The organism is Nitrosomonas sp. (assembly GCA_031316255.1).
GTDB lineage: Bacteria > Pseudomonadota > Gammaproteobacteria > Burkholderiales > Nitrosomonadaceae > Nitrosomonas.
Window position 1 is genome coordinate 1,561,041 of sequence record JALDQW010000001.1, and the last position, 17,120, is coordinate 1,578,160.

General features: G+C 49.1%; 15 protein-coding genes. 5 read left to right on the top strand and 10 right to left on the bottom strand.

The window, feature by feature from the left end; all coding sequences use genetic code 11:
• Positions 1-9: 9 nt before the first annotated feature.
• Positions 10-1,290 carry a glucose-1-phosphate adenylyltransferase gene (gene glgC, locus MRK00_07035; GenBank protein MDR4517125.1) on the bottom strand — a complete coding sequence of 427 codons (1,281 nt, stop codon included), beginning with the start codon at positions 1,288-1,290 and terminating at the stop codon, positions 10-12.
• A gap of 147 nt (positions 1,291-1,437) precedes the next feature.
• Here glgC and glgB point away from each other — a divergent pair, with 147 nt between their 5' ends.
• Positions 1,438-3,669, top strand: coding sequence for a 1,4-alpha-glucan branching protein GlgB (gene glgB, locus MRK00_07040; GenBank protein ID MDR4517126.1), 2,232 nt, complete (start codon positions 1,438-1,440; stop codon positions 3,667-3,669).
• Here the strand turns inward: glgB and MRK00_07045 are convergent.
• The 6 genes from MRK00_07045 to MRK00_07070 all read right to left on the bottom strand — a co-directional run bounded on the left by MRK00_07045 (position 3,617) and on the right by MRK00_07070 (position 10,280).
• Positions 3,617-4,975 (bottom strand): putative O-glycosylation ligase, exosortase A system-associated, encoded by a 1,359-nt coding sequence (locus MRK00_07045; GenBank protein MDR4517127.1) that lies wholly within the window; start codon positions 4,973-4,975, stop codon positions 3,617-3,619. The genes glgB and MRK00_07045 overlap by 53 nt on opposite strands.
• A gap of 282 nt (positions 4,976-5,257) precedes the next feature.
• On the bottom strand, positions 5,258-6,028 hold the full coding sequence (locus MRK00_07050; GenBank protein MDR4517128.1) for a class I SAM-dependent methyltransferase: 771 nt from the start codon (positions 6,026-6,028) through the stop codon (positions 5,258-5,260).
• Positions 6,029-6,690: 662 nt separating this feature from the next.
• A complete protein-coding gene (locus MRK00_07055; protein MDR4517129.1) occupies positions 6,691-7,866 on the bottom strand; it encodes a hypothetical protein in 1,176 nt (391 codons plus the stop codon).
• A 462-nt stretch (positions 7,867-8,328) separates the two neighbouring features.
• Positions 8,329-9,222, bottom strand: coding sequence for a hypothetical protein (locus MRK00_07060; GenBank protein ID MDR4517130.1), 894 nt, complete (start codon positions 9,220-9,222; stop codon positions 8,329-8,331).
• 22 nt (positions 9,223-9,244) lie between these two features.
• Positions 9,245-9,646 (bottom strand): biopolymer transporter ExbD, encoded by a 402-nt coding sequence (locus MRK00_07065; GenBank protein ID MDR4517131.1) that lies wholly within the window; start codon positions 9,644-9,646, stop codon positions 9,245-9,247.
• Complete coding sequence (locus tag MRK00_07070) at positions 9,633-10,280, bottom strand: MotA/TolQ/ExbB proton channel family protein (GenBank protein ID MDR4517132.1); 648 nt, start codon at positions 10,278-10,280, stop codon at positions 9,633-9,635. The genes MRK00_07065 and MRK00_07070 overlap by 14 nt, the downstream gene beginning before the upstream one ends.
• A gap of 169 nt (positions 10,281-10,449) precedes the next feature.
• Between MRK00_07070 and MRK00_07075 the strand changes: the two genes are divergently transcribed.
• On the top strand, positions 10,450-10,809 hold the full coding sequence (locus tag MRK00_07075; protein ID MDR4517133.1) for a YajD family HNH nuclease: 360 nt from the start codon (positions 10,450-10,452) through the stop codon (positions 10,807-10,809).
• Between the two features lie 9 nt (positions 10,810-10,818).
• Here MRK00_07075 and MRK00_07080 read toward each other — a convergent pair whose 3' ends face one another.
• The 3 genes from MRK00_07080 to pgeF all read right to left on the bottom strand — a co-directional run bounded on the left by MRK00_07080 (position 10,819) and on the right by pgeF (position 13,300).
• Positions 10,819-11,490, bottom strand: a complete 672-nt coding sequence (locus MRK00_07080) for an arginine N-succinyltransferase (GenBank protein ID MDR4517134.1) — start codon at positions 11,488-11,490, stop codon at positions 10,819-10,821.
• Positions 11,491-11,630: 140 nt separating this feature from the next.
• Positions 11,631-12,458 (bottom strand): ZIP family metal transporter, encoded by an 828-nt coding sequence (locus tag MRK00_07085; protein MDR4517135.1) that lies wholly within the window; start codon positions 12,456-12,458, stop codon positions 11,631-11,633.
• A gap of 68 nt (positions 12,459-12,526) precedes the next feature.
• Positions 12,527-13,300, bottom strand: a complete 774-nt coding sequence (gene pgeF, locus MRK00_07090) for a peptidoglycan editing factor PgeF (protein ID MDR4517136.1) — start codon at positions 13,298-13,300, stop codon at positions 12,527-12,529.
• A gap of 174 nt (positions 13,301-13,474) precedes the next feature.
• Between pgeF and MRK00_07095 the strand changes: the two genes are divergently transcribed.
• Genes MRK00_07095 through MRK00_07105 form a run of 3 tightly spaced genes read left to right on the top strand, consistent with a single transcriptional unit; the run spans position 13,475 to position 17,118 of the window.
• Positions 13,475-14,695, top strand: coding sequence for an ankyrin repeat domain-containing protein (locus MRK00_07095; protein ID MDR4517137.1), 1,221 nt, complete (start codon positions 13,475-13,477; stop codon positions 14,693-14,695).
• 15 nt (positions 14,696-14,710) lie between these two features.
• Positions 14,711-15,493 (top strand): glycerophosphodiester phosphodiesterase, encoded by a 783-nt coding sequence (locus tag MRK00_07100; protein MDR4517138.1) that lies wholly within the window; start codon positions 14,711-14,713, stop codon positions 15,491-15,493.
• Positions 15,490-17,118: a glycerol-3-phosphate dehydrogenase/oxidase gene (locus MRK00_07105; GenBank protein MDR4517139.1), complete on the top strand. Its 1,629-nt coding sequence runs from the start codon at positions 15,490-15,492 to the stop codon at positions 17,116-17,118. Before MRK00_07100 ends, MRK00_07105 begins: the two co-directional genes overlap by 4 nt.
• The last annotated feature ends 2 nt before the right edge of the window (positions 17,119-17,120 follow it).

Consider the following 17,120-nt stretch of genomic DNA (forward strand, 5'->3'; position numbering starts at 1 on the left):
TTTAGAGTGTTAACGCAGGTAGTGTATTTTCTGTCCTAGCATTTCCGGCGTGATGAGTGTGACGCCTTTTTCAGTGACGTGGAATTGCTTGCTGTCCTCGGTTTTATCAAAACCGACTTTAAGTCCCTCAGGAATGTGGCAATTTTTTTCAACTACCACTCGTCTTAAATGTGCGTTACGGCCAATATCGACATTGGGCAGAATCACAGAATCTTCAACGTGACTAAAGCTGCGCACCTGTACATTGGAAAACAATAAGGAACGGCGCACGGTGCCGCCACTGATAATGCAGCCGCCGGAAACCATCGAGTCGAGCGCCTGGCCGCGGCGTTCTTCATCGTCGAAAACAAATTTGGCGGGCGGCAATTGCTCCTGATAAGTCCAGATCGGCCAGTCTTTATCGTACAAATTCAGGTCTGGCGTTATGGTCGTGAGGTCGATATTGGCTTCCCAATAAGCATCCACTGTACCCACATCGCGCCAGTAGGGAATTCCACCGACCATGTTTACACAGCTGTCCATAAAACGATGCGCAAAAACCCGGTTACGCGGCACCAGATACGGAATCAGGTCTTTGCCAAAATCGTGCGATGAGGATTCGGTGTTGTGATCGCGGATTAACTGCTCAAAAAGAAAAGCGGTATTAAATACATAGATTCCCATGCTGACAAGTGCCTTGTCGGGATGTCCGGGCATGGCGGGCGGCTTTTCCGGTTTTTCCATGAAATCGACGACGCGCCAGTCATCGTCAACCGCCATAATGCCAAATGCGCTTGCTTCTTCCAGAGGGACTTCCACGCAGGCGACAGTTAGATCGGCATTTTTTTCAACATGCTCTGACAGCAGTTTTCCATAATCCATTTTATAGATATGGTCTCCACCCAGAATCAAAACATGATCGGCATCGTGCAGCCTCAGAATACCGAGATTCTGGAAAACGGCGTCGGCCGTGCCCTGATACCAGGACTCCTTGATTTGTTGCTGTGCCGGAACCAGTTCGACAAATTCATTAAACCGTCCATCCAGAAAACTCCAGCCGCGCTGAATATGCTGAATTAAGCTTTGCGCTTTGTACTGGGTCAGGACACTGATCTGGCGCACACCGGAATTGACACAATTGGATAGCGGAAAATCGATAATGCGAAACTTGCCGCCAAACGGCACGGCCGGTTTTGCCCGCCAGTCGGTAAGCTGTTTCAAACGGGTGCCGCGGCCACCTGCCAATATCAGCGCAATGGTATTACCGGTAATTTTGCTCTTTGTAGTATCCAGGTTGAACTTTTGTTCCATCAGTGACCTCCCGCTCAAATAGATGCGCTTTTTTTCTTGTGCTGACTTTATCAGAAATTTTTAGAGTCGATTTTTCTGTTTTCAGTATATAGTACCGTACTATGATATCTGTCAATAAGCAAACCAAAGACACGTTATAATTTCAGCATGTCATCTAGTAAATTGAAACAGTCATTACCCGATACGGTCATTGATCCGTTGCTCGGAGCACTTTTGGCCGGCCGGCTGCATGATCCATTTGCGTATCTGGGCGTTCATAAAACGTTGAACGACTTCCGGGCGCGGGTTTTCCGGCCCGATGCTCATGCCGTCTGGATTAAAACCGCTCAAGGTTTTGAAAAGATGGCGCGCATTCATGCCGAGGGTGTATTCGAGTGGTGCGGAGAAAAACAACCGTCAATGCCCGTGCGCCTCAAAGTTGAGGCTGAAAATCATGCGGGCCAGGCGGTGCCGATCATTGAAGCTTACGATTCTTATACATTCGCGTTGCAGATTACCGATCATGATTTGTACCTGTTTAATCAGGGCAAATTGAATCAGGCCTATCGGGCGCTGGGTGCTCAACGCATTACGAATGCAGGTGTTGACGGCGTTTGTTTTTCGGTATGGGCGCCAAATGCAGAGCGTGTCAGCGTCGTGGGCGATTTTAATCGTTGGGATGGTCGCGTCAACCCTATGGCGGTGCATCATGCCAGTGGCGTATGGGAGCTGTTTATCCCGGAGTTGCCGCCGGATACATTGTACAAATTTGAAATCCGTAATCGCCATAGCGGTGAAGTTTTAATTAAAACCGACCCCTATGCAACCCGTTATGAGTTGCGCCCCAAGACTGCCGCGCTGGTTCCTGCCGAAAATAGCACTTCTCAGTGGCATGATACGCAGTGGATGGAAAACCGCGCCAAATGGGATTGGCTGCATGCGCCTGTAAATATTCTTGAAATACATGCCGGGTCATGGAAACGGCACCTGGATGGGCGGTTTTATACCTACCGCGAACTTGCTCAGCATTTATTGCCTTATGTACTCGATATGGGCTATACCCATATTGAATTAATGCCGATTTCAGAACATCCGCTCGATGAGTCCTGGGGCTATCAGACAACCGGCTATTTCGCCGTATCCAGCCGTTATGGCTCCCCCGAGGATTTTAAATACTTCGTGGATGCCTGTCATCAGGCGGGTGTCGGGGTTATTCTCGATTGGGTGCCGGGGCATTTTCCACAGGATAATTTTGCGCTGGCGCGTTTTGACGGCACCGCCTTGTATGAACATGAAGATCCGCGTTTAGGCTTTCATCAGGATTGGGGCACTTACATTTTCAATTATGGCCGTAACGAAGTGAAATCGTTTCTGATATCGAGTGCGCATTTCTGGCTGGCTGAATTTCATCTGGATGGATTGCGTGTGGATGCGGTGGCTTCCATGCTGTATCTGGATTATTCGCGTAATGAAGGCGAATGGCTGCCGAATCAGTTTGGTGGACGTGAAAATCTGGATGCGATCGATTTCTTGCGCGCGCTTAACATTATGGTGCATGAGGAATTTCCGGGTGCATTGACGCTTGCAGAGGAATCCACTTCATGGCCTGCGGTTTCGCGCCCGACTTATGTGGGCGGTCTAGGATTTTCCATGAAATGGAATATGGGCTGGATGCACGATACGTTGTCGTATATGCAACAGAATCCCGTCTACAGGCGCTATCACCATGATCAACTGACATTCAGTCAGCTCTATGCCTATACGGAAAATTTCGTGCTGCCTTTCTCGCATGACGAGGTCGTGCATGGCAAAGGTTCCTTGATCAACAAAATGCCCGGTGATGACTGGCAGAAGTTCGCCAATTTGCGTTTGCTGCTGACTTATCAAATGACATGCCCCGGAAAAAAACTGAATTTCATGGGGAATGAATTTGCGCAGGTAAGCGAATGGAACGTCAACCGTGAGCTTGACTGGAAATTACTGGAATCTGGATCGCATTCGGGTGTTCAGGCCGCGTTGCGCGATTTGAATCATATCTACAGCAAAACGCCTGCGTTACATCAACTTGATTTTTCCGCGGAAGGTTTTTCCTGGATTGATTGCCATGATGCGGATCAATCGATTATCAGTTATTTGCGCCGGTCGAAAGATGGCCGCTTTGTCATAGTGATTCTCAACTTCACACCGGTTCCGCGTGAAAAATACCGTATCGGCGTGCCTGAAGACGGTGTTTATCGGGAGATTTTTAACAGTGATTCCATTTATTATGGTGGCAGCAATATGGGGAATGCGGGATATATCAATTCGAACCATGAACCGTGGATGGGGTTGCCTTACTCGCTTAAAATTATTCTGCCGCCATTGGCCGGTGTCGTTTTTTCTTTGCAGGCGCAGGGTTAGCAGGCTGGTTGAAGTTTGACGCGTCCGAATGATGTTCTGTTTCTGAAGCGTTCAGATTCCTTTTTTCTTCCAGGGTTCTTTGAGTCAGAATCAGTATGGCAAGAAAATGGTAAAAAAGGTCAAAATAAGCCAATCCCAAAAATGCTCCGCCGACGGCATAGCCAATGAATGAGACTTGCAGCATTGCCGCCAGATCAAGCGCCCATTTATTTTGTCCGGTCAGCTTGACTGTTGTTATGATTTTATTTGCTGTCCGCCAATAATATAAAAATAGCATCAGGAAAATAAACAGACCAGCAAAGCCATGTTCGGCAAGGATTTCGATGTAGATACTGTGATAGTCATGAAATGATGCGTCGCCTGATTCTACCTGGTGTGGAACATAACGTTGATAATTTTCGGTTGTGAAACTTTCAAAGCCGCCACCCAGGACAGGACGATCGAGTGCCATCTTATAGCCAAATTCCCAGGATCTGAGTCGTGCTACAGCTGAAGCATCTTCATCGTAAGTCTCTATGGTGGCCATTCGATCATGCCAGGACTGCGGCATGGCCATGAAAGCAAAAGGTGACAACAATAGCAAAGCAAAGAAGATGACTGCTTTTTTTGAACTTTTAAACCACAAGAATACTGCAACTGCGACAATTGCTAGAAAAGCACCGCGAGACTGAGTACCGAGAATTCCAATCGGAATGAACAGCAAAGCGGATATCAAGCCATAACGAATCCATTTGTTTTCAGTATGAAGATATAAATACCAGATAAGCGGCACAATCATTACGAGCGCCAGGCCAATTTCAGTGTTGCCTTCAATAAAAGAACCGGACGGGCCGAGTACATGTGATTCACCGCCGGTCAGCAGGGTGAATATGCCTCCTTTATAACCGAAGAAACCGATGGATAAGACAATTATCCAGACAAAAATATGTAACTTCTCTCTGTCAGTTAACGCCCATAGCGTTAAGAAAGTCATGAATTGAATTTTGATGACTTTTTCCCACTGTACCCATGCATCGTCCGGATTTGTGGAGAAAATGGTAGTCAGCAACATCCAGACATTAAACAGAACAAGCCAGCCAATTGCAGGTGTCCAAAAGAACTTAAGTTTTTTTGATGAGGCAAAAAATGAAAGAATCGTGACGATAGCGATGACGAATGCAAATGGAAAAGTATAGGCAAAACCCCAGCTGAGTCGATGCGGGTTCATGTAGCCAATCCACGACCAAAGATAAATACCCCAGTGTGGTCTTTTAAAGACAAAAGGTAATGCGCCAAAAACAATCGCAAAAACGAGCAGGTCTCTCAATTGCATTCTCCCAAAACCTGGGGGGTGTTTATTTGAAGTAAAACCCTGATTGACATCTTAAGAAAACACATTGTAAAAGGTTCGATAAAAGTGTGCCAAGTGTTGTTGGGATATCATTTTTATGAAGAAATAGCCATAAATTCTTAATTTGTTTGCCGGAAAAGTGCTGCTGATATCGTATCCTTAAATTAAACGGATTGATAATTCACTTTGGCCATGCACTCATTTGAGTCACCGAATTTCATGTAATAGTTTGGTACGCTTTCTGCGAAGAACCCGATTTTATTTTTTTCTATAGATCGCTAAGATACAAAGTTCCGGGTAGTGCAGATTAAAGAAATTCAGGATTTTTCTCAAGATCAACTCTGCGTACAGCGCCAGCTTGAAATTAGCCAGCGTACGGCAATCGTCCAGATACATAAAACCGATATTTTCAAAATTCCTGCGAAGAAAAATCTGATTTAACTCCGACTTTGTGTTCATTTTATATTCAACGGGAAAAGTGTCCCGTTCTTCCACATTCCAGAAAAACCGTTTGGGGGCATGATGCGCCCAGAAAGGCGTAAGCTTGGTGATGATGGGTATAGGCGACCACTTGTAAATCGTATACACAATGACATGTGCGCCCGGTGCGGAAACCCTGTCGATCTGGGCGACAAGTTCATCGGGATCGGCCACATGTTCTGCCACCATGCGCAGCGTAACCAAGTTGAAATGATTTTCTTCTTTGACGCTGTCTGTATAGCCCAAATATGAGTGATCGAGAAATTCGTTGTCCAGTACATTGGGGCTCGGGTCAACACCCACTGTCTCTTTTGCTCTTTTGGTTAGAATCCTTGCGAGCCTTTGATTGTCTGGAAAAATATTCCTGCCGCAACCAATGTCGAGCCATTTGTCGTTTTTTTTAAGTAATGAAACGATTGACGCCTGGTAGTAATCTTCGGGGGTAAAATATGCAAATTTTTTCCTGATTCGTGGACCTTCGCCTTTAGGATCGCGACCATAGGTAAAACGAAAAAGGTATTTGGCGACATGTTCCAGCATATTTTTCATAAGTGTGGGGCAAACGTGTAATGGTTATTTTTAGGGCAACTCTAAGAATCCATATTTGCGAGCATCCGCGCCGCCTTGTGTTTTAAACGCTGAATTTTTAGAGATGCCCATTACAGGGTGACTCATACAGCTTTACGTCAAAGTATAGCATGCACTTGAGACTATACTGTTCACAATCAATTCTTTACTTTGTGTAGAGTGAATCGTAAATTTGGTAAAAGCGGAATGGCGCCATGACGGCTGATGTTGTTTTTCAGGGACGCGGATTGACCTGGGTTTGTCGGGTTGGCGAGACAGTGGTGCATGCCGCCGTGTCGATCTCGATCTGTTTAAGGGCGATCTGGTCGTGCTGCTGGGTGCTTAGGCAGCGGTAAGTCGACGCAGCTGAATATCCTCGGGGGTTGCTGAATTTTTGCGTAACCCCATGCCGCCCGAAGAAGCACTGTATCTGGTTCATTTGGCTGATCACATGGATCATTTCCTTGCGCAGGAGTAGGATGTGCCGGCAGGCGCATCGGATCACAATTGATGCGCCTACTCTACTGCGCTGGTATTGCGCTCTACAACGTCAGTTTTCGTATTGCCAGGGATTTTTGACCTTTGATCTTTGCGCTTTTGTCCTTTGCGGGATAAGGTAATCCCGCGAACAAATAGATTCTTACTTAGCGAAAATCCTCGGCACAGCGTTGTATCTCGACGTTACTGGCAAGGTTGAGGCACATTCGAGCGTCCAGATTCGATCTCGCTGTCAAGGTGGGTGTCCTGGTTTTTCTTGGAGTATCTGGGGCAGTATCGTTGTGCTGTACATCCACGGTCGTGAGTGCTGATTCGTCGGCGCTTGCATGTTTTGTCTGAGTTAATGCAGCAAGACGTTCCCCGGCAAATTGCGCACCGGCATGAAATTCCTCAAGTAGCGTAGCCATTGAGAGTGTTTCAAACCACTTGCTGTCTTCGGAAGTGAAGAAATCAACATATTCTGCAAGTTCGGCATCGCTGGCTTCCCGGTATACATAAACCAGTGTTACCAGCATCACATTGCGCATCGTGTCGGTCAAATCTTTTCTGTGCTTCGCAAAATCCGCATCAAATGCGGTCATTTTGTTCATGTCACCGCTTGTCGCTCCCATCATCATGGCGCGTGTCGTTCCGGCCACGAGTTCGACAGCGAAATCGGTAATATTGGTGGCGGAATCATATTTGCGAACCAGTCGGAACCGTTCTTCCGATAATGGCGCATCAGCAAGCCCATCCATGAAACTTTCGAACGCATCGGATTGAATATCGCGCTGTTCAAATGCCTGCATCTTTCTCACGAGCGGTGAATGATAAGATTTCAATAATCCTGCAATACGATCATGATCAAAATCCTTTAGTAGTGCTTTGCGGATGCGCTGATGAAAGTGCTCCGGTTTGAACGATTCTGTCATAATTTTTTCAACCTGTTTAACTGCGTCAGGATCGCGCGGCATTGCCGAGGACTGTTTGGCACCCATCATAATCTTGTCGGGAATTTCCCTGATCTGTTTATGCAAACCGGAGGCAGTAACGATTTCATCGATCAACTGGCCGGGCGATTTTTCCACTACAGCGGAAGGTGGGTAATCAGAATCTGTCTCTACCTGCATCTCTGCATCGGTCTCTCCTTCTGCCACTACCTCTGTTTTAGCTTCAACTGCTGTTGGCTGAGGAAGCGACGCGGTTGGCAACGGTGAAGATTCTGATGACAGTGGTTGATCCTCCATAACAATCTCCATGGCATACCATGCTCCGCCGCCGAGTATAATCGCGCTGCATATAATCGTAACGATTTGCTTTACATTCTTGAGATCGAGCTTCATCATTTTTTCCTTGCTTGATTAACAGTTTCCACCTTGTTTTGCGTTGGATTGCCCATCTTGAAAAGATCTTTCACTAACCCGTGATTGCGCATCCTCGCAAATTGAATAAAATCTTCTGAAATATCGGCATTGAGCACACATCACTGAATTAATTTTTCGATGCTGGCGTGCTACTTTCTGAAAAAAGTATGTTCTGCCGATTCCATAAAGTTCGGAAACAATAACAATCGTTGGCTGTTCTATGCTGATTACATTTACCTTACGTTATCAGAGCGAGCAAAACGGATAGGTATGATTCGCTGTCACCTGACCAAACAATTGTACCCAGCCGCAACACCGGCGATCTGGTAAATGATTTGCGTTGGTATCATCAGGAAGCACGCAGTAAAAAGACTCAGGGGGCAGGATGTGCCGCAAGGCGCATCAAATCGCGAACGATGCGCCTCCTTGCATCGGCACATCCTACCGCATATACGGCGGTAACGGCTCTCCAAAGAACTCGCGCATCAGAAAATCTTCCAACCCTTCCTGATCCCTGGGGCGTGCGGACAGGACGATGACGCGGTTCAAACGGTGGGATTCCCAGTTGAAGTCCTCCTGGTGGTATTGGCGGATGAGCTGGATCATGCGGCGGATAACGGCGCGTTCGATGTCGCCGCCGGGTTCTGTTTCGACCTGAATGATTTCACGGCGCGGATTGCTGACGTTGGTGGTCCATGCGCGAAACGAGAAACGGGCGTAATGCGACCGTATTTCGAGGATCTGGAAAATGCCGCTGGTGCCGGGCGTTTGCAGGTTGCGTCGCACTTTTGCCATGCGGATTTCCTCCGCCGAGGGCTGCGGTTCGGTAGTGTTGTTGCGGGCGTATTCGGGACCGTCGAAAATACCGGCCGGACGACTCGGGGTGGCAGGCTGTTGAGGTTGTGGTTGCGGCCTTCTCTGGTTGATAAACTCGGACAAATCGGTCGGCGCGGGGGTATCCGATTTTTGCGGCGTTTTTGCAGGTTCAATGGCATCGCGTGTGATGGGCGGTTGCTTGGGCGGCGAGGCGGGGCGGACGCGCGGTGATGGCGGTGTTTTCAATTGCGGCGCCGGTTCGGGCCGCTGAGCGGGTTCGGGCGGTGTTTCAACACCCTTGGGTGGTGGTGGGGCTGCTTCCTGCGGCTGCGAGCGTTCCGGTAATTCGATAAATTCCGCTTCGATGGCATCGGGGATTGAAATGGCGGTATCAATCTCGTCATCGGTTTGTGCGATAAAAAATCCGAAAACCCAGATGATCAGCAGCCAGATCAGTACCGCCAGCGGCAGCGGCCACCAGAGACGGACTTCCAGCGATCTTGAGCTGGGCATTGCCATGGGTCGTGCGTGCATTGCGGATTTACTTGTGCTGCACCGCGATCAGAAACTGCTGCACGCCTGCATGCCGCGCCTGCAGCATGGCCTGCACGACGATGCCTTGCGGGGCTTCGTTGTCTGCTGAAACGATGAGTTTCGGCTGGGCGTTCTGGATCAGCGGTTTGAGTGTTTTGGCCAGCGTGTCTAGGGTAACAGGTTCCTGATTGATAAAGATTTCGCTGTCTTTGGTCAGCGTGAGCGTGACCGGTTTTTCCTCGCTGAGTTTTTCGGCCTGACCTTTGGGCAGATTGACTTGCAGTGAGTCCAGTTTTTGCATCGACAACGATGCTAGCATGAATGTGGCGAGCAGAAAGAACATGACATCGATCATGGGAATGATCTGGATATAGCCTTTACGGGGTATTCTGGATTTACGCAGTTTCATGGGGTTCTTCCTTCTGATCCAGCCGGATATGGTCGATCAGGCGCGTGCCGAGCCGTTCCATTTCATCCATGGTTTGCGATTGCAGGCGGGAGAAATAATTGAATCCGAACAGTGCAATCAGCGCGATAATGAGGCCGATCACGGTTGCAATCAGCGCCTCGGCAACGCCGCCGGTTACTGCGGTCGGATTGACAATGCCTTCGCTGCCGATAACCTGAAACGCGCTCATCATGCCAATCACGGTGCCCACGAGACCGAGCAGCGGTGCTGCGGTCACGATGGTGTCCAGCGCCCAGAGCCGGCGCGCCAGCGATTCTTCGATGATCTGCGCTTCATCGGCTGCACGCGATTCGGTCCACCAGGACGGCTGGTGCCGGTTTGCAATCACGACTTCAAAAAATCGCTTGTAATAATGACGCCGGTCAAGACCGGACAGGATTTTTTCCAGATCTTCCCATTTGAAACCGTAGGTCTCGATCAGGTTGGCCAGGTCGCGCGAAAGCCGGGCAAAACGCCAGTAGACAAATGCTTTTTCAATCATGATCGCCAGCGCGATGATGCCGAGCAGCGATAACGGGATGATAATGTATCCCCCCAGTTTTAATATGACCCAGGCTTGGTTAAGGTATTCCATAAATTAACTCCGGATTGGAAAAGTCCACTTCAAAAATTCTTTTTGAGGTATGCAAGCTATAAAAAATCAGGTTGATGCATGCCGATTTATCATGTGAAGAAATATTGCTTACCGATACCGAAAAATCGCTATACTGCCATATTCGGCAGCGTTTAAGGGGAAATCTGATATGGCGAAAGAAACCGGCAAACTGGACCGCGTTATCCTTGAAGCGCGGCGTAATGCGGAAAAGCGTGCCAAGGGCTATCGGGAGCAGGCGCTGAAATTATTTCCGTGGGTGTGCGGCCGCTGTGCGCGCACCTTTGACCATAAAAATCTGCAATTGCTCGAAGTACACCACAAAAATAACAATCATGATGACAATCCGCCTGATGGCAGTAACTGGGAACTGCTGTGCACGTATTGTCATGAAAATGAGCACGCCAAACTCAAGGACTTTATGGACCGCACCGATATCCGCGAATCAGAATCAGTAGCTACTCACAATCCCTTCGCAAATCTTAAAGATATGCTGAATAAAAAATCATGACTGATCGGGCTATTTTTTTAGCTTGATCGTAATCTGGCCGTCTGACACCTGGATATTCTCGACGCCTTCGGAAAAGGATTGCCAGAATCCCGGATCGGCGCCGAACTCGCTGACCAGATCAATATTTTTTATCCCGCCCAGCCAACTGTTGGGGATGGGTACGCCCATGATGCTGATACCTTTGAGGACGATGATGGGCTTGTCGTTTTCATATGTCAGGCCGATTCCTGCATTAAAGCGCAGCGTTTTTCCGCCAAGCATCGGAAAATCTTCTTCAAACGGAACCAGCAGCTTTGCGCTGACCAGTCCTTCAGCAAGATCGATGGCCAGTTTTTGGGCGAGATCGGTGTTTTTGGCCAGCAACGCATTCAATTCCCGTTCTGTGAAGCTGACTGCACGCGTTGCATTTTTTTCGGAATACGCTTCCGGTTTTAGAAAGCCGTTTTCATCAAATTCATCTTTTTGTGCCGGTTGTGTACCTTTGGAGTGCTCGGTTGTTGAAGAACCGGATTCGTAACCCAGTGCACTCAGCTTGGTCTCAAGCGCGCTTTCCTCTTTTGCGCTGAGTGTTACCGGGGTAAAGTCGGAAGCGAAAATATACGTTTTGAGCGCCCAGTAGGTGCCCGCAATGGTGACCAGTATAGTCAACAAAACAATCAGAATTACATGCGTCCAGTGCATAAATCGTTTCTCTGGTTTGTTATCAGAAGCATTCATTTTAGTTTGAAAAATCAATGGCTATTCTACCCGATTGTCCGATTTTTTATGAAATTACCGAAAAAAGATCAACCATCTCTCAAGGAAGTGAAAACATTAACGGGCTAATGCCCATGCGCAAACAGACCGACAAACCAGATCAAGCCGATTCCGAGCAGGATTAATGTGACCTGTTGCGCTGTTGCGCCGATCTCGGGACGCTTGTGTAAGCCGGGGATTAAATCTGACAGCGCGACATAAATCATGCTGGCGGACGCCAGCCCCAGTAGTGGCAGAATCATGAAATCAAGTTTATTCAGCATAAAATAAGCCAACACCCCGCCGACCAGCGTGGCAAAGCTGGATAACAGGTTCATCATGAATGCCGCTCGCCGTGTATAGCCTGAATTGAGCAGGATAATGAAATCACCGGCTTCCTGTGGAATTTCATGGGCAATAATGGCGATGGACGTGACGATGCCGAGCTGTACATCCACCATGAAAGCGGCGGCGATGAGGATGCCGTCGACAAAATTATGAAAAGTGTCGCCGATCATGATCATCATGCCGCTGCGGCCCTGATCGTGCTCGTGAGCATGAGCACCGCTGACGGTCGTGGCGACGACATTGGGCGCTCCATGAGTTGCATGGACCGGATCGTGTGCCTCGCAGTCTTCCAGGTGGCAGTGGCGCCACAATACAAGTTTTTCCAGTATGAAGAACAGCAGAATGCCAAACAACACCAAGGCGGTAACTTGTGCAGGATCATCAGAACGCTCAAACGCCTCAGGCAGGATATTCAGGAACGCGGCGCCAAGCAGTGCGCCGATTGCAAATGAGACAAGTCTTGAAACCCAGGTTGCCCGTGTGTTGAGTGTAAGCATGGCCGCAAGGAGCAGGCTCAGGACGCCACCGATAAAGCTGGCCAGGATGATCCAGGAAAGCGTAGACATAAAGTAAAATCAAATGGAAAGGCGGGATTATACGCTTTTGCACATCAGGCATGAACTCATTTGAGGTGTTATGTGTTTTTATCCAGCCAGATGAGCGCAGCCATGCGGCCGGTTGCAGTGTCGCGCCGGTAGGAAAAAAAACGCGCCGGATCGCTATACGTGCAGATGCCGCCGCCAAAAATTTGCGTAACGCCGGCATTCTCAAGACGACGGCGGGCGAGCTGGAAGATATCCGCGGACCATTTTCTTTCTGTTTGTGTGGATGGACTGGTCTTTTCAGCGAAAGCGCTGGCCGCGCCAGGGTCCTGTGTAACAAAAGCCGCCCTGACGTCTTTACCGACTTCGAAATGATCAGGTCCGATAGCAGGCCCCAGCCATGCCATCAATTTGCCGCGGTTAACCTGAAGTGCGGCAACTGATTGTTCGATGATGCCGGCAGCGAGTCCGCGCCACCCGGCATGCACGACGCCGACGACGCTGCCAGCGGTGTCGCATAAAAAAACCGGCAAACAATCCGCGACCATGATCGCACAGACCGTGTTGCGCTGACGGCTCAAGGCGGCATCGCCTTTTTCCTTTGCCGGCGGTTCGGCGGCGTGTTCCATCCAGACATATCTGGTGCCGTGTACCTGGTCGAGCCATTTTGGGGCGCCAGGCAAATATTTTTGCAGTCGCGCCCGGTTTTTTTCCACGTCAACCGGAAGATCATTGACATGCGCCCCCAGATTGAGTGTTGCAAAATTGCCTCTGGCGCAGTTGCTACTCACACCGCCGCGCCGCGTGGTAAACAGTGCTTTAACATGTTCGGGTGCAGGCCAATCTGGGATAATGCAGTCAATCATTGTTGAGCAGTTGAAAAAACAATTAAAAATAAATACCTATATTCAGATTTGGTCAAACTGAAATGTCCCGCCCGGAATTCTGAGGTAAAATAGCCGGTTGGGGGGGTGCGCAAGTCAGCTTATCCTGAAATTGATAACATAAGAAAAAAGTTGCCAGACACACAGGTGCTCTTAATGAATTATATCGAAAAATTAAAACACTATTTGAAGCGTCAATCATTTATATTTTTAGCAGCCGTTTTATTTTTACCGGCTGCCAACAGTTTTGCCTATCCACAAAACGCGCAAAATGCACAAAACGCCCCAGCGGTCAGTGCAGTAGGCGCATCCGATGATCAAACCGAGTTATTTAAAGCGGCTTTTTCTGGAAAAGAAAAAACCGTCAAGGAATTGCTCGATAAAGGCGTTACGCCCGACCTGCAAAATGAGAAGGGCTTTACTCCGCTCATTGTTGCGTCACAGTATGGCTACGATGATGTTGTCGCAATGCTGCTGGAAAAAGATGCGTCACTGGACACGCAGAATTCCGGTGGCGCGACAGCCTTGATTGTTGCCGCCAAAAACGGACACGAAAAAATCGTTCAGGCGTTATTGGCGAAAGGCGCCAATGTCGATCTGCAAACCAGCGACGGAATTACGGCGCTCATGGTTGCTGCTCAGGGTGGCTATGAGTCTATTGTTGACGCCCTGCTCGATAAAAATGCCAAGGTGAATCTGCAGACGGAAGAGAAAGTGACGGCGCTCATGATTGCGGCGCTGGACGGGAAGGATGCTATTGTCGACAAGCTGCTGGCTAAAAATGCAACAATAGACATGCAGGCATCCGATGGTACTACAGCGCTTTATATGGCAGTCCGTAACGGCCACACAGGCATTGTTAAAACCCTGCTCGCTAGCAATGCGCCGGTAAATCTGATTGCGATCAACCAGACGACGCCGTTGCATGTCGCAGCGCAGAATGGCTACGTGGATATTGTTAAAATGTTACTGGAAAAAGGCATAAAGATTGAACAGCAGGACAAGAATCAGGCGACGGCATTAACGCTGGCAGCCCTGGTCGGCCAGGCGGAAGTTGTTCAGTTGTTGATCGAGCATGGCGCCAGTATCGATCATAAAGCCAGAAACGGTTTTTCACCGTTGATTCTGGCTGCACAAAATGGCCATGTTCCGGTCATTCAAGTGTTGCTCGAAAAAGGCGCCCAGATTAACCAGCAAAATGATGACGGTATTACCGCATTAATGTGGGCGGCGATGCATGATCACAACGAGGCGGTAAAGCTGTTGCTCGATTTTAACGCCGATCCGGCAATCAAAAGCAATAGCGGTAAGACCGCTTTGGAAATCGCGCGTGATGAAAGCATTATTGCTTTGTTGCAGTCTGCCACGGATCAATAATTTGAGGCAATCGCCATGTCGACGAACATACCTGATCAAGAAACGGGAAAATGTTTGATTTTTGCACACCGCGGCGCAAGTGCCGAGGCTATGGAAAATACCCGGCTGGCGTTTGACAAGGCGCTGAACGATGCGATCGACGGAATTGAAACCGATGTGCAGTTGAGCCGGGATGAAGTCGCGGTGCTCTGGCATGACCGGTTTCTTGGCAAGATTGGCATGCCAGATAAACATATCGATGATTTCGACTATGCACAGTTGAAAACACTCAATTTTCCCCAGACAGGCAGCGAAGGAATTATGCTATTGCAGACATTTCTGAACGATTTCCGCCAGCGCTGCCGTTTGCTGATTGAGGTCAAGAACCGTGACTGGGAACCTGTTTCCCGCCATGAAATAAAAATGCAACAGGTACTGGATTTGATCGGCTCTGTCCCTGACGATCAAATCAATGAACGGATTATGGTTTCATCGTTCAATCTGCCCAGTCTGATCTATGCGCATCGTTACCGGTCCCGAGCGCCGCTGATTTATAATCTGGATGATCACCATACCGAAAATGATGTGCGCCAGTCATTAAACGAATGCGCTTTTCTTTATGGATTTTGTCTGCCGATTGCCATGCTGGATCAAGCGCTTGTTGATCTGCTGCGTAGGGAAGACAAATGCATTGCTGTTTATACCTGTAATACCGATGACGATATCGACAAAGCACTGCGGCTGGGTGTGGATATTCTGATCAGCGATGTGCCGCATAAAGCACTGGAAAATCGCAAGGCGTTATCGGACGGCGCATGAAACGCCATCCGTCGCCGCTATGGCATCAAACATTTGATTTGCTTGTCTGCGGCGGCGGGGTTTATGGCGCCTGGACAGCCTATGATGCGGCGCTACGTGGTTTGAAAGTGGCGCTCATTGACCAGGGCGATTGGGCGAATGCGACCTCATCAGCTTCCAGCAAGCTGGTGCACGGCGGTTTGCGCTATCTGGAACACTATGAATTCAAACTGGTGCGTAAAACCCTGGCTGAGCGGGAAATGCTGATGAAGGTGGCCCCGCATCGTGTCTGGCCGCTGCGTTTTGGCGTGCCGGTTTATGCGCATAGCCGTGTCGGCGCGTTGCGTTTAAAGCTTGGCCTGATGCTGTACGATTTTCTGGCTGTGAGTCAGCGAGCCATGATGCGGCATCGTTTTTTTAGTCATCGGCGTTTTTGTGAACGCTTTCCCTTTCTGAATACCAAATCGTTAAGCAGCGGCTTTACGTATGCTGATGCGCAAACCGACGATGCGCGGCTGGTTCTGGAGCTCGTCAGCGGCGCAATCGATGCCGGCGCTGTTTGCGTGAACTACTGTACGTTGATGCATGTGCTGGAAAATGACGGGCAGGCCAGCGGCGCAAAAATTCATGATAGGCTGACCGATGAAGAACACGAAGTTCGTGCGCATCAAATTGTTTATGCGACTGGCCCCTGGCTGGCGACGGATAGTCAGGATCAGGTCAACTGTTTGTTGACCAGGGGCATACACCTGATCATGCCGGCCATGCTCAAAAATGAAGCCTTGCTGCTTACGGCCAGATCGGATGGGCGCGTGTTTTTCTTGATTCCATGGTATGGGTTGACGCTGCTGGGTACCACTGATACGGCTTATCAGGGGTCGTTGGACAGCATCGACGTTGAAAAATCGGAAGTGCAATATTTGCTCAACGCGGTGAATGATTATCTGAGAACACCGTGGACACAAGACGATATCATTGCCGCATTTGCCGGAGTACGCGTGCTAAAGCAGGATGAACAAGCACATCAGGCGTCATCTGCTGTGACCGCTGCGCCTTCATCGGTAAGCCGCGACTGGGTACTGAAAACGGCATCGAATGGTGTACATTATTCAATTGGCGGCAAATTGACGTCCGCACGTCAGGATGCCGCGCAGATTGTCGATCAGGTTTGCAAACAACGCAATGTTCAAATGTCTTGTACGACGCTGGACCGGTTTTTCCCCTGGTCGCCGCAACATTCGAAGGATTTTCAGGACTTGTGGAAGAATTATCCCGCCTGGTCAGCGGCAATCCAGGAACGAGCCGTGCAATTAGGCGTCGATTCGGAAAGCGCGTTGTGGTTAATCCGCCGTCATGGTCGCAACGTCCCGGAAATACTGAACGCCATCGAATTGCAGCCTGCCCTGGCCGGCCGGATTATTCCGGCGCTGCCGTTTATTGATGCAGACCTGATATTTTGCGCCGCGAACGAAATGGTCATGCATTTGGATGACTTATTGCGCCGCCGTATTCCGCTGCTGATACTGGCGAAATTGACTGAAGCAGACTTGCATCGGATTGTTGACAAAATTTCAGGTGCGCTGCACTGGGATGAAATCCGGCGCCGGCAGGAAATCGCGCGTTGCCGGACAGGGCCTTATTTCTGAAT

Excerpts from the sequence above, each read along its gene's own strand:
- glgC (MDR4517125.1), bottom strand. The coding sequence starts at position 1,290 with ATGGAACAAAAGTTCAACCTGGATACTACAAAGAGCAAAATTACCGGT.
- glgB (MDR4517126.1), top strand. The coding sequence starts at position 1,438 with ATGTCATCTAGTAAATTGAAACAGTCATTACCCGATACGGTCATTGAT.
- MRK00_07050 (MDR4517128.1), bottom strand. The coding sequence starts at position 6,028 with ATGAAAAATATGCTGGAACATGTCGCCAAATACCTTTTTCGTTTTACC.
- MRK00_07055 (MDR4517129.1), bottom strand. The coding sequence starts at position 7,866 with ATGAAGCTCGATCTCAAGAATGTAAAGCAAATCGTTACGATTATATGC.
- MRK00_07060 (MDR4517130.1), bottom strand. The coding sequence starts at position 9,222 with ATGGCAATGCCCAGCTCAAGATCGCTGGAAGTCCGTCTCTGGTGGCCG.
- MRK00_07065 (MDR4517131.1), bottom strand. The coding sequence starts at position 9,646 with ATGAAACTGCGTAAATCCAGAATACCCCGTAAAGGCTATATCCAGATC.
- MRK00_07070 (MDR4517132.1), bottom strand. The coding sequence starts at position 10,280 with ATGGAATACCTTAACCAAGCCTGGGTCATATTAAAACTGGGGGGATAC.
- MRK00_07075 (MDR4517133.1), top strand. The coding sequence starts at position 10,450 with ATGGCGAAAGAAACCGGCAAACTGGACCGCGTTATCCTTGAAGCGCGG.
- MRK00_07080 (MDR4517134.1), bottom strand. The coding sequence starts at position 11,490 with ATGCACTGGACGCATGTAATTCTGATTGTTTTGTTGACTATACTGGTC.
- MRK00_07085 (MDR4517135.1), bottom strand. The coding sequence starts at position 12,458 with ATGTCTACGCTTTCCTGGATCATCCTGGCCAGCTTTATCGGTGGCGTC.
- pgeF (MDR4517136.1), bottom strand. The coding sequence starts at position 13,300 with ATGATTGACTGCATTATCCCAGATTGGCCTGCACCCGAACATGTTAAA.
- MRK00_07095 (MDR4517137.1), top strand. The coding sequence starts at position 13,475 with ATGAATTATATCGAAAAATTAAAACACTATTTGAAGCGTCAATCATTT.
- MRK00_07100 (MDR4517138.1), top strand. The coding sequence starts at position 14,711 with ATGTCGACGAACATACCTGATCAAGAAACGGGAAAATGTTTGATTTTT.
- MRK00_07105 (MDR4517139.1), top strand. The coding sequence starts at position 15,490 with ATGAAACGCCATCCGTCGCCGCTATGGCATCAAACATTTGATTTGCTT.